Here is a 14494-nt window from a genome sequence, read left to right as displayed (position 1 = left end):
CCGATCGGCGATGCCCGCATGCATGGTCGCTGCACGGGGTGCCGAATCGGGTCAATCATAAGACCCAGATACGCGCACTGTCAAATCGCTGTCGTTTGTTTTATGTCTTATATATGATATCAGTAACAAGAACGGGATGGACGGGAGTCCAGAATTGTGCTGAAATAGCTGTCCATGAACCGCGCATCGTCATTGCACGCTCCTACCTTCAGCCCGCTCTATCGGCAGATCAAGCAATTGATCATGGGCAATCTGGAATCCGGTGAGTGGGGCCCGGGCGACGCCATTCCCAGTGAGTCGGAGCTTGCCGGCCGCTTCGGCGTCAGTCAGGGGACGGTGCGCAAGGCGATCGACGAAATGGCTGCCGAGAACCTCCTGGTAAGGCAGCAGGGCAAAGGCACCTTCGTCGCCACGCACAAGGATCCCGGTTCTGCCTTCCGCTTTCTCCGCCTGGTTCCCAACGACGGCGTGCCGCAGGTGTCGCAGAGCATACCGCTCGAATGCTGGCGCGCCAAGGCTGGCCCCGACGTCGCGCGCACGCTGGCCCTCGAACCGGGTGCGCCAATCACCATTCTGCGCCGCCTTCTGAAGCTGGGTGACGAACCGGTGGTTTTCGACGAAATCTATCTTTCGAGTGAATTGTTCCCCGACCTGTCGCTGGAAGTCGTGCGAGCGGGCGATTCGCTCTACGGCCTGTTCGAAAGTCGCTATGGTGTTTGCATGGTCCGGGCTGACGAGCGGCTGCGCGCCGTGGCCGCTGACCGAGTCAGCGCCGAACTGCTGCAAGTCGCCGAGGGGAGCCCGCTGCTGGTCGTCGAGCGCGTCACCTTCACCTATGGCCGGAAGCCGGTCGAATGGCGGCGGGGGTTCTATTCGACACGCAATCATCATTATCGCAATGAGCTCGGGTGAACGCTTGTAAGGGTCCTTTCGAGTAAGTAAGGCGCGCCTGGATGGTTTATAATCGGGCGTGGTTTTGAAGGGGAACGCATGCGTTAGGCATGCTGCTGTATCACACATGAGGGATGACGTCCATGGCAGAGATGGCAATCAAGAAAAAGCGTCCAAAGAATCTGGACTTGCCGACGATCAGGTTACCGCTTCCGGGAATCCTGTCGATCATTCACCGGATCAGCGGGGCGGCACTCTTCCTCCTGCTCCCTTTTCTCTTATGGCTATTCGAGAGCAGCCTGACGTCTGCGCAGACCTTTGCCAGCTTCAAGGGCGTGGTCGACAATGCCCTGGTCAAGATCATTCTGCTCGGCTTGATCTGGTTCTACATGCACCATTTCTGCGCCGGCATTCGTTATCTGCTGCTTGACCTGCACAAGGGCATCGACCTCAAGTCCGCGGTGCTTTCGAGCAAGATCGTTTTCGGCGTCAGCATCGCCCTGACGCTGATCGTGGGGGTGAAAGTGCTATGGTAAATCGTATTCTTGTCGGGGCCCATTACGGCCTCAAGGACTGGATCATCCAGCGCGCGACGGCCATCATCATGGCCGTCTATACGGTGATCTTCCTGGTGGTTATCGGTTCCGTCGGGCCCGACTCGCTGGAGACCTGGCGGGGAGTCTTTGCCGGCGGCTTCATGCGCTTCGCGACCTTTCTTTTCTTCATCAGCCTTTTCTACCACGCCTGGATCGGCATCCGGGATATCTGGATGGACTACATCAAGCCGGATGGAATTCGCCTGCTGCTGATGATTGCGACGGCTACGGTGCTGGTCGGCTACGCCGGCTGGGCGATTCGGATTCTGTGGAGAACGTAAGTGAGCAATTCAAGCATACCGGTACGTAAATTCGACGCTGTCATCGTTGGTGCAGGAGGTTCTGGGCTGCGCGCGGCGATTCAGCTATCCGAGGGCGGATTGAAGACGGCCGTGCTGTCGAAGGTCTTCCCGACGCGATCACACACCGTGGCGGCACAGGGCGGTGTTTCGGCTTCGCTGGGAAACTCAGAGGAAGATCACTGGCACTGGCACATGTACGATACGGTCAAGGGTTCCGACTGGCTCGGTGATCAGGATGCGATCGAGTACATGTGTCGCAAGGCGCCCGAGGTGGTCGTCGAACTCGAGCACTTTGGCATGCCATTTGACCGCACTGACGAGGGCAAGATCTATCAGCGGCCATTCGGTGGGCATATGTCGAACTTCGGCGAGAAGCCGGTGCGGCGTGCATGCGCCGCTGCCGACCGCACCGGACACGCGATGCTGCACGCGCTCTATCAGCGCAACGTGCGCGCCAACACCCAGTTTTTCGTCGAATGGATGGCGCTTGACCTGATCCGCGACGAGTCGGGCCAGGTGCTCGGAGTGATCGCGTTGGAAATGGAGACCGGCGAAGTCGTCGCTTTCCACGCCAAGGCGACGATCTTTGCAACCGGTGGTGCGGGCCGTATCTACTACTCGTCGACCAATGCCTTCATCAACACCGGCGATGGCCTTGGCATGGCGGCGCGTGCCGGCATTGCCCTTGAGGACATGGAGTTCTGGCAGTTCCACCCGACCGGCGTTGCCGGTGCAGGAGTGCTGATCACCGAAGGTGTGCGCGGCGAGGGTGGCATTCTGCGCAACTCGGACAACGAGCGGTTCATGGAGCGCTATGCACCGAACGCCAAGGATCTGGCGTCTCGCGACGTGGTTTCCCGCGCCATGGTCACTGAAATCAACGAAGGTCGCGGTTGCGGGCCGAACAAGGATTTCGTCCTCCTGGACATTACCCATCTCGATCCGGCGACGATCATGAAGCGTCTGCCCGGAATTCGCGAGATTTCGATCCAGTTTGCCGGCATCGACCCCATCCAGGCGCCGATTCCGGTGGTGCCGACCTGCCACTACCAGATGGGCGGTATTCCGACCAACTTCAAAGGGCAGGTGGTCTCCGCCGACGGGGTGCCGGTCAAGGGTTTCTACGCGGCTGGCGAAGTGGCCTGCGCCTCGGTGCATGGCGCCAATCGACTGGGCACCAATTCGCTGCTCGACCTGCTGGTCTTCGGCAAGTCGTCCGGGGATTCGGTGATCGAGGACCTGGCGTCGGGTGCCATCGTGCACAAGGACCTGCCGGCCGCCTACGCCGAGCGCACGCTGGCGCGCCTGCATCGCCTGAATACCCAGACCGGCGGCAGCAACGTCAACGAAACCCGTCTCGAGTTGCAGCGCACGATGCAGAAGCACTGCGGTGTGTTCCGCTTCAAGGACATGCTCGTCGAAGGCGTCGCCAAGATCGTCGAGATCGAGAAAGCGGTCGCCAGGACCGAGATCAAGGACAAGTCGCAGGTCTGGAATACGGCGCGCGTCGAAGCGCTGGAACTCGACAACCTGATTGAAGTCGCCAAGGCGACGCTGGTCTCGGCCGAAGCGCGCAAGGAGTCGCGCGGTGCGCACGTTCGCGACGACGCACCCGACACGCCGGAAAACCCCAATGGGCGAGACGACGTCAACTGGCACAAGCATACGCTCTGGGAACGCGAGGGCAGCAGTCTCAGTTACAAGCCGGTGACCATGACCCCGCTGACCGTCGAAACCATCGCGCTGAAGACGCGCTCCTACTGATCGTATGCCACGGAGTTAATGATTATGGCCACCAGTACCATGGAGTTCAAGATTTACCGCTACGATCCCGACAAGGACGACGCGCCCTACATGCAGGACATGTCGGTCCAGGTTGATTTCGCGATCGATCGCAAGCTGCTTGACGTGCTCACCCGTCTGAAGGCGAATGACGATACGCTGTCCTATCGCCGCTCGTGCCGTGAAGGTATTTGCGGATCGGATGCAATGAACATCAACGGCAAGAACGGCCTGGCGTGTCTCACCGACATCCAGGAGCTCAAGCAGCCGGTCGTGCTGCGGCCGCTGCCCGGCCTGCCGGTGATCCGCGACCTGATCGTCGATATGACGCAGTTTTTCAAGCAGTACCACTCGGTCAAGCCCTATCTGATCAACGACAGCCCGCGCCCGGAACGCGAGCGTCTGCAGTCGCCCGAAGAGCGCGACGAACTCAACGGTCTCTACGAGTGCATCCTGTGCGCCTGCTGTTCGACCTCGTGCCCGTCGTTCTGGTGGAATCCGGACAAGTTCGTCGGTCCTGCCGGCCTGCTCAACGCTTACCGCTTCATCGCCGATACCCGTGACGAGGCGACCAACGAGCGCCTGGACGACCTTGAGGATCCCTATCGACTGTTCCGCTGCCACTCGATCATGAACTGCGTCGATGTCTGTCCGAAGAACCTGAATCCGACGCAGGCGATAGGCAAGATCAAGGAAATGATGGTTCGTCGCGCCATCTGATGGACGAGCGCGAGAGAATCAACCGCCTGCGCTGGCGTTGCACGCGCCGTGCGATGCTGGAAATGGACCTGTTGCTCGGGGAGTTTCTCGAGCGCGTTTTCCCGACCCTTGGTCCGGAGCAGGCGGACGCCTTCGTCATTCTGGCCGATATGGAAGACCTGGAGTTGTGGCCGCTGATCAATGGCAGCCGCGACTGCGCGGATCCCGTGCAGGCCGAAGTCCTTGCCCTATTGCGAACTGTAAGAGTCAAGTAAGAAAGGTGCCATAATGTTGCGCCTTTTTATGTTCCATGCTGTGCCTTCAATACCTGAACGGGGATAAACCAATGACGACCGAACGTAAAGCAATTCTGAACATCGAAGGGCGCGACCCCGTCGAGTTTCCGATCATGACGCCTACCCACGGCAATGATTGCATCGACATTCGCACCCTGGGCGCCAAGACGGGCTTGTTCACCTACGACTCCGGCTATCTGTCGACGGCAAGTTGCAGATCGAAGATCACGTTCATCGATGGCGACAAGGGTGAGTTGCTCTATCGCGGTTATCCGATCGAGCAACTGGCGCAGAGCTGCAACTTCCTCGAGGTCGCCTATCTGTTGTGGAACGGCGAGCTGCCAACGCCGGCGGAAAAGGTCAGTTTCGAGAAGAACATCAAGAATCACACCATGGTGCACGAGCAACTGGTCAAGTTCTACCAGGGTTTCCGGCGCGACGCTCACCCGATGGCCATTCTCGTCGGGGTCGTTGGCGCGCTCTCCGCTTTCTACCACGAAGCGGAGGATTTCTCCGATCTGGAGCACCAGAACATCAGCTTCAACCGCATCGTTGCCAAGTTGCCGACCATCGTTGCCATGGCCTACAAGTACCATGTCGGCGAGCCGTTCATGTACCCGCGCAATGATCTCGACTACACCGCCAACTTCATGCACATGATGTTCGGAACGCCGTGCGAAGAGTACAAGCCGAATCCGGTATTGGTGCATGCCCTGGACACCATCTTTACTCTGCATGCCGATCACGAACAGAACGCGTCGACGTCGACCGTTCGTCTCTCCGGGTCGTCCGGCGCCAACCCCTATGCCTGTATCTCGGCCGGTATCGCGTGTCTCTGGGGCCCGGCGCACGGGGGTGCCAACGAGGCCTGCCTGCAGATGCTCGAGGAAATCCACGACGTTTCGCGCGTTGGCGAGTACATCGCTCGCGCCAAGGACAAGAACGACTCCTTCAAGCTGATGGGCTTCGGGCACCGGGTCTACAAGAACTTCGATCCGCGCGCCAAGCTGATGCGCGAGGTCTGCAAGGACGTTCTGCAAGAGCTTGGTCTGGAGAATGACCGCCTGTTCAAGCTGGCGATGGAACTCGAACGGATTGCTCTCGAAGATAGTTATTTCATCGAGAAGAAACTTTATCCGAACGTTGATTTCTACTCAGGTATCGTCCAGAAGGCGCTCGGTATTCCGACCACCATGTTCACCTGCATCTTTGCCCTGGCACGTACCGTGGGCTGGATGACGCAGTGGGAAGAGATGATCAACGACCCGGAGTACAAGATCGGTCGCCCGCGTCAGCTCTACATGGGGGCAGCAAGGCGCGACGTGATCCCGGCCGCTCAGCGCTAAGACCTGAGCGACTTCGAGGGGCGGCGACGGTAGCCGCCCTTTTTTCATGCTGCGGCTTTTTGCTGCAGGTTTTCGCAATCCGAACCAGGACCGTGACGACAGGTAACTGCCATGATGAATCAGCTTTTTGGTAACTCCCTCCTCTTTGGCGGCAACGCGCCCTTCGTCGAGGAGTTGTACGAAAACTACCTCGACAATCCCGGTTCCGTCTCCGAGCAGTGGCGCGAGTATTTCGACAAGCTGGCGCAGCTTCCGGGTCATGTCGCGCGCGACGTGCCGCACTTGCCGGTCGTCAATGCTTTCGCCGAACAGGCGAGAAAAGGCGGCTATCGCGCCGCTGCGGTGGCTCCGGCCGACGACAAGAAACAGGTCGGCATTCTGCAGATGATCACCGCCTATCGTTTCGCGGGCGATCGCTGGGCCAACCTCGACCCGCTCAAGCGTACGCCGCGCCCGGATCTGCCACAGCTTGACCCGGCCCACTACGGGCTTTCCGACGCTGACCTCAACACCGTGTTTGCCGTCGGTTCGTTCAAGGGGGTCCCGGAACGCGCCACTTTCGGCCAGATCCTCGACGCCCTGAAAGCGACCTATTGCGGCTCGATCGGCGTCGAGTACATGTACCTCAGCACCCTTGCCGAAAAGCGCTGGGTGCAGGATCGACTTGAGCGCATTCACTCCAAGCCCAGCTATACCGCCGCCGAGCGCATGCGCATGCTGGAGCGCCTGACCGCTGCCGAAACGCTCGAACGCTACCTGCATACGCGCTACGTCGGTCAGAAGCGCTTCTCGCTCGAAGGTGGCGAGTCGTTGATCGTGTCGCTCGACGAACTGATCCGCGTTGCGGGCACCGGCGGCGTTGACGAAATCGTCGTCGGCATGGCTCACCGCGGTCGTCTCAACGTGCTGGTGAACACGCTGGGCAAGGAGCCGTCGATGCTCTTCGACGAGTTCGAGGGCCGGAAGGCGCAGGATTTGACTGCCGGCGACGTCAAGTACCACATGGGCTACTCGTCCGATGTGTCGACCCCTGGCGGACCCTGCCACCTGACGCTGTCGTTCAACCCCTCGCATCTGGAAATTGTGAACCCGGTGGTCGTGGGCTCGGTTTACTCGCGCCAGCGTCGTCGCGGCGAAGACGGCAAGGACAAGGTGCTGGCAGTTCTCATTCATGGCGATGCCGCCGTGGCCGGCCAGGGTGTCAACCAGGAAATGCTCAATTTCGCGCAAACGCGCGGATATGGGGTGGGCGGCACGGTGCACATCGTGGTCAATAACCAGATCGGTTTCACCACCTCCGACCCGCGCGACTATCGTTCGTCGCTGTACTGCACGGACATCTTCAAGATGGCCGAAGCGCCGATCTTTCACGTCAATGGCGACGACCCGGAAGCCGTGGCGCTGGTCACCAGCGTCGCCATGGAGTACCGCAGGACCTTCAAGAAGGATGTCGTCGTCGACATCGTCTGCTATCGCAAGCTCGGCCACAACGAGCAGGACGAGCCAATGGTCACGCAACCGCTGATGTACAAGAAGATCCAGCAGCATCCGGGGACACGCAAGCTCTACGCGGAAAAGCTGGTTGGCGAGGGAATTCTCGCGCCCGAAGGTCCGGACGAGATCATCGCCGACTACCGTGCCCATCTCGATCGCGGTGAGCTCCTGTACAACCCGGTGCTCGCCGGCTACAAGCATCCGATGACCATCGACTGGACGTCGTTCCTCCCGCCGCACTACATCGAAACCTGCGACACCCGTGTGCCAATCGGCGAGCTGCAGCGCCTGTCCGAGCGCTTGACCACCTTGCCAGCCAACTTCACCTTGCACAGTCGGGTCAAGAAGATCATCGACGACCGTCGCCTGATGGGCGAAGGAGAGCTGCCGGTAGACTGGGGGATGGCTGAAAACCTTGCCTACGCGTCATTGCTCGTCTCCAGCTATGGCGTTCGTATTTCGGGTGAAGACGTCGGCCGTAGCACCTTCTTCCACCGTCATGCGGCGCTGCACGACCAGAATCGCGAGAGTTGGGATCGCGGAACCTACTACCCGCTAGCCTTCTTGCAGGAAAAGCAGGCGAGCTTTCAGTGCTTCGACTCGGTCCTTTCGGAGGAAGCCATTCTCGCCTTCGAGTACGGCTACTCCACCGCCAACCCCTACGAACTGGTGGTCTGGGAAGCGCAGTTTGGTGACTTTGCCAACGGCGCGCAGGTGGTCATCGATCAGTTCCTCGCTTCCGGTGAAGCCAAGTGGGGGCGCGCCAGCGGCTTGGTGCTGCTGCTCCCGCACGGCTATGAAGGGCAGGGGCCGGAGCACTCGTCGGCCCGTATCGAACGCTACATGCAGCTCTCCGCCGAAATGAACATGGAGGTCTGCCAACCGACGACGCCGGCGCAGATTTTCCATCTGCTGCGCCGCCAGGCGGTGCGCAATCAACGCAAGCCGCTGATCGTCTTTTCGCCGAAATCCCTGTTGCGCCACAAGGACGCCACATCGACGCTCGCCGAGCTCAGCGACGGTGAGTTTCAGCGCGTGATTGGCGAGGTCGAGCCAATCAACGCCAAGAAGGTCACCCGCGTTATCTTCTGTTCCGGCAAGGTTTACTACGATCTGGTCGCGGCGCGGCACGAGCGGAAAATCGGCCACATTGCGATCGCCCGTCTCGAGCAGCTTTATCCCTTCCCGCAAGCGTCGTTCCACGCGGAGGTGGCGAAATATCCCAAGGCAACGGAAATCGTCTGGTGTCAGGAGGAGCCGCGCAATCAGGGACCCTGGTACTGGATCGCCTCGCGTCAGCATCTGTCGCGCGAGCTCAGCGACAAGCAGCATCTGCTGCTCGTCTCCCGCCCGGCAGCCGCGTCGCCAGCAGTCGGCTACGCAAGCAAGCACAACGCCCAACAAAAGGCTCTGATCGACTCCGCGCTTGGTGAGATCGAGTACTACAAACTGGCCTAGAACGGAGAGAAAATGATCATCGACGTCAAAGTTCCACAGCTTTCGGAATCGGTCGCTGAAGCGACGCTGGTTTCGTGGCACAAGCAAGCCGGCGAAGCGGTTGCCCGGGATGAGAACCTGATCGACATCGAGACCGACAAGGTGGTTCTCGAACTGCCGGCACCCGATGGCGGTGTATTGGTTGAAATCGTCAAGGGCGACGGCGACACGGTCGTTGCAGGTGAGGTGATTGCGCGTATCGACACCACCGCGCAGGCCGGTGCGGTGGCTGCGCCCGCTGCCAAGGCAGGGGCGGCGAAAGCCGCGCCAGCGAAAGCGACGGCGGCCGCAACTGCAGCCGACGCGGCCATGCCGGCTGCGCGCAAGATCCTCGAAGAGAAAGGTATCGCTGCGGCCGACGTGGTCGGTACCGGCCGTGGTGGGCGGGTGAGCAAGGCCGACGCGATGGCCGCCGAGATCCCGGCTGTGCGACCGGTAGCCGCGAGCGCCGGGGCCGCTGTCGCGCCGCTGGCTGCTGCTCCGGCGGCGAGCGAGGCGCGGGCTCCGGCTCCGGCACTGGCGACTGCGCCGGCGGTGACGGTGGCGCTTGGTGATCGTCCGGAGCAGCGTGTCCCGATGTCGCGTTTGCGTGCGCGTGTTGCCGAGCGTCTGCTGCAGTCGCAGGCCAACAACGCCATCCTGACCACCTTCAACGAGGTAAACATGGGCCCGGTCATGGCACTGCGCAAGCAGTACGGCGAGCGCTTCGAAAAGGCGCACGGCGTTCGCCTCGGTTTCATGGGTTTCTTTGTCAAGGCCGCCGTCGCCGCGCTGCAGAAATTCCCGATCATCAACTCGTCGGTTGATGGCAGCGACATCGTCTATCACGGCTATATCGACATCGGTATCGCCGTCGGCAGCCCGCGCGGCCTGGTGGTGCCGATCCTGCGCGATGCCGACCAGCTGTCGATCGCCGACATCGAGAAGAAGATCGGCGAGTTCGGAGCCAAGGCCAAGGACGGCAAGCTGTCGATGGAGGATCTCACCGGCGGTACCTTCTCGATCTCCAACGGCGGCGTTTTCGGGTCGATGCTGTCGACACCGATCATCAATCCGCCGCAGTCGGCGATCCTCGGTATTCATGCCACCAAGGACCGCCCGGTGGTCGAAAACGGTCAGGTCGTCATCCGCCCGATCAACTATCTGGCCATGTCGTACGATCACCGCATCGTCGATGGTCGCGAAGCGGTACTCGGCCTGGTGACGATGAAGGAGGCGCTGGAAGATCCGGCCCGCCTGCTCCTCGGCGTATAAGCACTCACCACCGAGGCACGGAGTCGCAGAGCTTTACGCTGTGCGCACTCCGTGCATTGGTTTCTCTGCGGCTGGAAAGGGAAAACTATCATGTCCAAGCAATTTGACGTCCTCGTTGTCGGTGGTGGTCCCGGTGGCTATATTGCCGCCATCCGCGCGGCGCAACTGGGTTTCAGTGTCGCCTGTTGTGAATCCAATCCTTATGCCGATGCGAAGGGCGAACCGCGTCTCGGCGGCACCTGCCTGAACGTCGGCTGCATTCCGTCGAAAGCCTTGTTGCATACCTCGCACCTATTCGAGGAAGCCGCGCACGGATTTGCCGCCCAGGGGATCGGCGTCGGTACGCCGACCATCGACGTTGCAAAGATGGTGGGGCGCAAGGACGGGATCGTCAAACAGCTCACCACCGGCATCAAGGGACTATTCAAGAAGAACAAGGTCACCCTGCTCAATGGCCATGGCGCCTTCGTCGGGCGCAAGGGTGGGACGGGAAGCGAAGTCTGGCAGCTCAAGGTCGGTGACGCCGTCGTCGAGGCCAAACAGGTGATCGTCGCCACCGGTTCGCGGGCGCGTCACCTGCCCGGCGTACCGGTCGATAACGAGATCGTTTGCGACAATATCGGCGCGCTCGATATCGCTAGCGTGCCGAAGAAGCTGGCGGTCATCGGCGCTGGCGTCATTGGCCTGGAAATGGGCAGCGTCTGGCGCCGCCTCGGTGCCGAAGTGACGCTCCTGGAAGCGCTTCCCGAGTTTCTTTCGCTTGCCGACGTCGATGTCGCCAGGGAGGCCGCCAAACTGTTTGCCAAGCAGGGTCTGCAGATCGTCACCGGCATCGAGATCGGCGACGTGAAGGTCTCGCAGAAAGGGGTGTCCATCGACTATACCGACCAGGATGGCCAGGAACAGAAGCTCGATGCAGACCGACTGATCGTCTCGATCGGCCGCATTCCGAATACCGAAGGCCTCGACGCCGACAAGGTCGGCCTGAAGCTCACCGAGCGTGGCCAGATCGAGGTCGACGCGCATTGTCGTACCAATCTTCCCGGCGTGTGGGCGGTGGGTGACGTGGTCGCTGGCCCGATGCTCGCCCACAAGGCGATGGAAGAGGGCGTGATGGTCGCCGAGATCATGGCCGGCCAGGCTGGCCACTGCAACTTCGACACCATCCCCTGGGTGATCTACACCAGCCCGGAGATCGCCTGGGTCGGCAGGACCGAGCAGCAGCTGAAAGCGGACGGTGTGGCCTTCAAGGTCGGCAAGATTCCCTTCGCCGCCAACGGTCGGGCGCTGGGGATGGGCGACGCGAGCGGCTTCGTCAAGATGCTGGCCTGCGCCACCAGTGACCGCATTCTCGGCGTGCACATCATTGGTGCGAATGCTTCCGAACTGATCTCCGAAGCCGTCGTGGCGATGGAGTTCGGCGCCGCTGCGGAGGACCTGGCGCGCATCTGTCATGCGCACCCGACGCTCTCGGAAGTGGTTCACGAGGCGGCGCTGGCCTGCGACAAGCGGCCGCTGCATTTCTGAGCGGGTTTGCCGCAGCTTGAGACGACGAAGTCAGGAAGTAACGACGTAAGGGCTGCGGGCGGGGTGCCGGCTGAGCACCTCGCCCGCCGTCGCCGCAGCCAATCTCCCTCGTCTAGTCGCCGCAGAAGGGGTTGCTGCGGCGCTCGGCGCCGAAGGTGGACATCGGTCCGTGTCCGGGAAGGAAGGCGACATCGCTGCCGAGTGGCCAGAGGCGGGTGCGGATCGACGAAATCAGCGTGTCGAAGTCGCCCTTGGGAAAATCGGTGCGCCCGATCGAACCCTGGAAGAGTACGTCGCCGACGATCGCCAGGCGATCGGCCTTGCTGAAGAAGACGATATGCCCTGGCGTATGCCCCGGGCAATGGAGGACGTCCATTTCGACCTCGCCGAAGCGTACCGTATCGCCCTGTTCGAGCCAGCGGTCCGGAGTGAAGGCACGCACGTTCGGCAAGCCGAACATCTTGCTCTGCTGCTGCATGCCGTCGATCCAGAACTGATCGTCGCGTTGTGGCCCCTCGATCGGCAGTGACAGCCGCTCGGCCAATTCGGCAACCGCGCCGGCGTGATCGACATGGCCGTGGGTGACGAGTATCTTTTCCAGGGTCACGCCGTTCTCCTCGACCGCCCGCAGAATGCGCGTCACGTCGCCGCCCGGATCAACCACCGCGCCACGTCTCGTTTGCTCGCACCATAGCAGGCTGCAGTTCTGGGCGAAGGGGGTTACCGGGATAATCTGATATTTCATGGTCGACACGCGCGTCAGGATGGATTGAAGGAAGCGCGAAGTATACCCTGGGAAGCTGCGGCCGATCGCTCAGGCGCGCGCCGGTGGCCGGGCGCTTTCAGGGGGTGAGGGTGGCAATGCGGTAGGCGGCGAGCAGGCGATCGGCGCGGGCCGAGTGCGCACGGCCCTTCATCTTGGTTCGGTAGGCCTCGCTCGCCTCCCGGCCGCACCAGGCGACGATGACTTCCGGCTCGCTCGGGTGGTCGGGCAGATAATTGCTCAGGTCGTACACTTGGTCATTGATCGCCATCCAGCAATCGTCGGGTGTCTTGTGCCTGGCCACTTCGCTGAGCGCCTGGAACTCGCCGCTGGCGACCGGCTGCGGCGTTTCCACTGCGGCGGGCAGCCACAGCTGGCTGGTTGCGAAAGCGAGTACTAAGAGCCAGAAGGCTGCGCTGGCGAAGAGGAATAACCGGCGCATCAGCGGAAATCGAAGCTTTCGAAATGGATGGCCGCGGCGGCGACGCCGCGCTGACGCAGGGCCGTGGTGAACGCCGCCAGAAGCGCTTGCGGGCCACACAGGTGTACCTGCCGCTCGCCCAGCCTCGACACGCTCGCGAGCAGGCGATCAACGTCGGGCAGCGCCTCGCCGCTGGCGTCGGCGAGCAGCTCGAAGAGCGGGTCTTCGCGGGCTACAGCAGCGAGTTCTTCGAGGAACGCCGCGTTGCTCGCCTGTCGATAGAGGTAGATCAGCGTCGTCGCTTGCCGGCAGCCTTGCGCACGCAGTTGGGCTATGAACGGGGTGATGCCGATGCCGCCGGCAACCCATAGTTGTGGCGCGCAACCCAGGTCATCAAGAAAGCTGCCGAAGGGCCCTTCGAGGCGTACCAGAACTCCCGCCTCGACGTCCTGGAGGCGTTGCGAGCAGGGACCCAGCGCCTTGATGCAGACGCGAAGCCGGCCTTGCCGATCGATGCCGCTGACCGTGAAGGGGTGGTATTCGCCGCAGCCGTGATAGCTTGCACCGTCGCCGAAGGCGGCGAGAACAAACTGGCCCGGGGTCGCCGCCAGCGCTGCGGCACACGGCGCCAGAGACGCTTCGATCATTCCAGCCGCCGGTTTTTCGACCTGTGTCACCCGGTACGGGTGCGCTGCCAGACCGAGATCACTGGCCAGCAGGCGCCAGCCGAGGGCCAGCGCGGCGACGAGCAGCAAGGCGAGGAGCAGCCGCTCGTTGCCCAGCAGCACATACACGTGCGCCAGGCCGAGCACGACGCCGCCGCCAAGCACGAAATGAAAGCTGCGCCAGCGCCGGTAAGGCAGGTGCACGGCGAAAGTCGTCGCCAGACCGAGCATCAGTGAGAGCAAACCGGCCCAGCCGAGCCACAGTGGCCAGGACTGCGCACGCGGATCGAGCGTTTGCCAGGCGAGATGGGGCGCTTCTGCCCAGCCGTCGAGCGCCAGCGCCAGCGGGTGGCAGAGCAGCAGCAGGTAGGCGATCACGCCGCAGCGGTGATGCCAGCGGTAGCTCAGCTCGAGGCCGCCGAGCAGGCGCGCCAGGTGCGCCTCGCGGACCATGAGCAGGAGACTGGCCACCAGCAGTCCTGTGCCCGCCCAGGCGGCGACAATGGCCGCGCTGCGCCAGGCCGTCAGGCCCTGCGGGAACGCCCACCAGACGCTGGCCACGGTGATCGACAGGGCCGCCGCAGGGGCAACCAAGCGGTGCGCCGCGGCGCGGGTTGGCGTGCTCGTCGGCCCAGCGCTCATTGCAGGCGGCCGCGCGCGCGCAGCTTGTCGCAGCCGGATTCCTTCGCGGGCTGGAGGACGACGCCGGCCGCGCGCGCGCGCGCGGACATTTCGGCGTGCCGTTTCGTCTGGTAGGCCTTGCACTCGGGGTAAGTCGCGAAGCTGCGCATCAGCCGCTGGTGCTCGACACGCTCGTCCGGGGTCATGAACTGCCAGCCGTAGGTGTTCTGCCGAGCGGCGTGCCAGGGCCCCTCGGCCAGGGTACTGGTGAGTGCTGCCACGAGCAGCACGCCTGCCAGCAGGAGTCTTGGCGTCAATCGGTTCATCGGCAGGCGTTTCG

14 protein-coding genes are annotated in these 14494 nt (G+C 62.1%); 10 read left to right on the top strand and 4 right to left on the bottom strand.

Annotated features, from left to right (window positions below; genetic code table 11):
* Positions 1 to 174 precede the first annotated feature (174 nt).
* The 10 genes from QZ613_RS08080 (at position 175) to lpdA (ending at position 11684) form a co-directional block, all read left to right on the top strand.
* Positions 175 to 912, top strand: coding sequence for a GntR family transcriptional regulator (locus QZ613_RS08080; RefSeq protein ID WP_043570110.1), 738 nt, complete (start codon positions 175 to 177; stop codon positions 910 to 912).
* Between the two features lie 122 nt (positions 913 to 1034).
* Positions 1035 to 1427 (top strand): succinate dehydrogenase, cytochrome b556 subunit, encoded by a 393-nt coding sequence (gene sdhC, locus QZ613_RS08075; RefSeq protein WP_043570114.1) that lies wholly within the window; start codon positions 1035 to 1037, stop codon positions 1425 to 1427.
* Entirely contained in the window at positions 1421 to 1768 is a 348-nt protein-coding gene (gene sdhD / locus QZ613_RS08070; RefSeq protein WP_291867756.1) for a succinate dehydrogenase, hydrophobic membrane anchor protein, read from the top strand. Before sdhC ends, sdhD begins: the two co-directional genes overlap by 7 nt.
* The gene (gene sdhA / locus QZ613_RS08065) at positions 1769 to 3553 is read left to right on the top strand and encodes a succinate dehydrogenase flavoprotein subunit (RefSeq protein WP_291867753.1); all 1785 of its coding nucleotides are present in this window, start codon (positions 1769 to 1771) and stop codon (positions 3551 to 3553) included.
* A 24-nt stretch (positions 3554 to 3577) separates the two neighbouring features.
* The gene (locus QZ613_RS08060) at positions 3578 to 4291 is read left to right on the top strand and encodes a succinate dehydrogenase iron-sulfur subunit (RefSeq protein ID WP_043570136.1); all 714 of its coding nucleotides are present in this window, start codon (positions 3578 to 3580) and stop codon (positions 4289 to 4291) included.
* Entirely contained in the window at positions 4291 to 4545 is a 255-nt protein-coding gene (locus QZ613_RS08055; RefSeq protein WP_291867748.1) for a succinate dehydrogenase assembly factor 2, read from the top strand. Before QZ613_RS08060 ends, QZ613_RS08055 begins: the two co-directional genes overlap by 1 nt.
* A gap of 71 nt (positions 4546 to 4616) precedes the next feature.
* On the top strand, positions 4617 to 5912 hold the full coding sequence (gltA, locus tag QZ613_RS08050; RefSeq protein WP_043570124.1) for a citrate synthase: 1296 nt from the start codon (positions 4617 to 4619) through the stop codon (positions 5910 to 5912).
* A gap of 111 nt (positions 5913 to 6023) precedes the next feature.
* Positions 6024 to 8864 carry a 2-oxoglutarate dehydrogenase E1 component gene (locus QZ613_RS08045; protein WP_291903749.1) on the top strand — a complete coding sequence of 947 codons (2841 nt, stop codon included), beginning with the start codon at positions 6024 to 6026 and terminating at the stop codon, positions 8862 to 8864.
* A 12-nt stretch (positions 8865 to 8876) separates the two neighbouring features.
* A complete protein-coding gene (gene odhB / locus QZ613_RS08040; protein ID WP_291867073.1) occupies positions 8877 to 10157 on the top strand; it encodes a 2-oxoglutarate dehydrogenase complex dihydrolipoyllysine-residue succinyltransferase in 1281 nt (426 codons plus the stop codon).
* 90 nt (positions 10158 to 10247) lie between these two features.
* Positions 10248 to 11684 carry a dihydrolipoyl dehydrogenase gene (lpdA, locus tag QZ613_RS08035; protein ID WP_291867070.1) on the top strand — a complete coding sequence of 479 codons (1437 nt, stop codon included), beginning with the start codon at positions 10248 to 10250 and terminating at the stop codon, positions 11682 to 11684.
* A 112-nt stretch (positions 11685 to 11796) separates the two neighbouring features.
* Here the strand turns inward: lpdA and QZ613_RS08030 are convergent, their stop codons facing one another.
* The 4 genes from QZ613_RS08030 to QZ613_RS08015 all read right to left on the bottom strand — a co-directional run bounded on the left by QZ613_RS08030 (position 11797) and on the right by QZ613_RS08015 (position 14480).
* A complete protein-coding gene (locus QZ613_RS08030) occupies positions 11797 to 12429 on the bottom strand; it encodes an MBL fold metallo-hydrolase (protein ID WP_043569867.1) in 633 nt (210 codons plus the stop codon).
* A 97-nt stretch (positions 12430 to 12526) separates the two neighbouring features.
* Positions 12527 to 12889, bottom strand: a complete 363-nt coding sequence (locus tag QZ613_RS08025) for a cytochrome b5 domain-containing protein (protein WP_324593431.1) — start codon at positions 12887 to 12889, stop codon at positions 12527 to 12529.
* Positions 12889 to 14175 (bottom strand): ferric reductase-like transmembrane domain-containing protein, encoded by a 1287-nt coding sequence (locus QZ613_RS08020; RefSeq protein WP_291867064.1) that lies wholly within the window; start codon positions 14173 to 14175, stop codon positions 12889 to 12891. The genes QZ613_RS08025 and QZ613_RS08020 overlap by 1 nt, the downstream gene beginning before the upstream one ends.
* A complete protein-coding gene (locus QZ613_RS08015; RefSeq protein ID WP_043569869.1) occupies positions 14172 to 14480 on the bottom strand; it encodes a hypothetical protein in 309 nt (102 codons plus the stop codon). Before QZ613_RS08015 ends, QZ613_RS08020 begins: the two co-directional genes overlap by 4 nt.
* Positions 14481 to 14494: the final 14 nt, after the last annotated feature.

This window comes from Candidatus Accumulibacter sp. ACC005 (genome assembly GCF_907163215.1).
GTDB lineage: Bacteria > Pseudomonadota > Gammaproteobacteria > Burkholderiales > Rhodocyclaceae > Accumulibacter > Accumulibacter regalis.
This window is presented reverse-complemented; position numbering and strand designations above follow the sequence as displayed.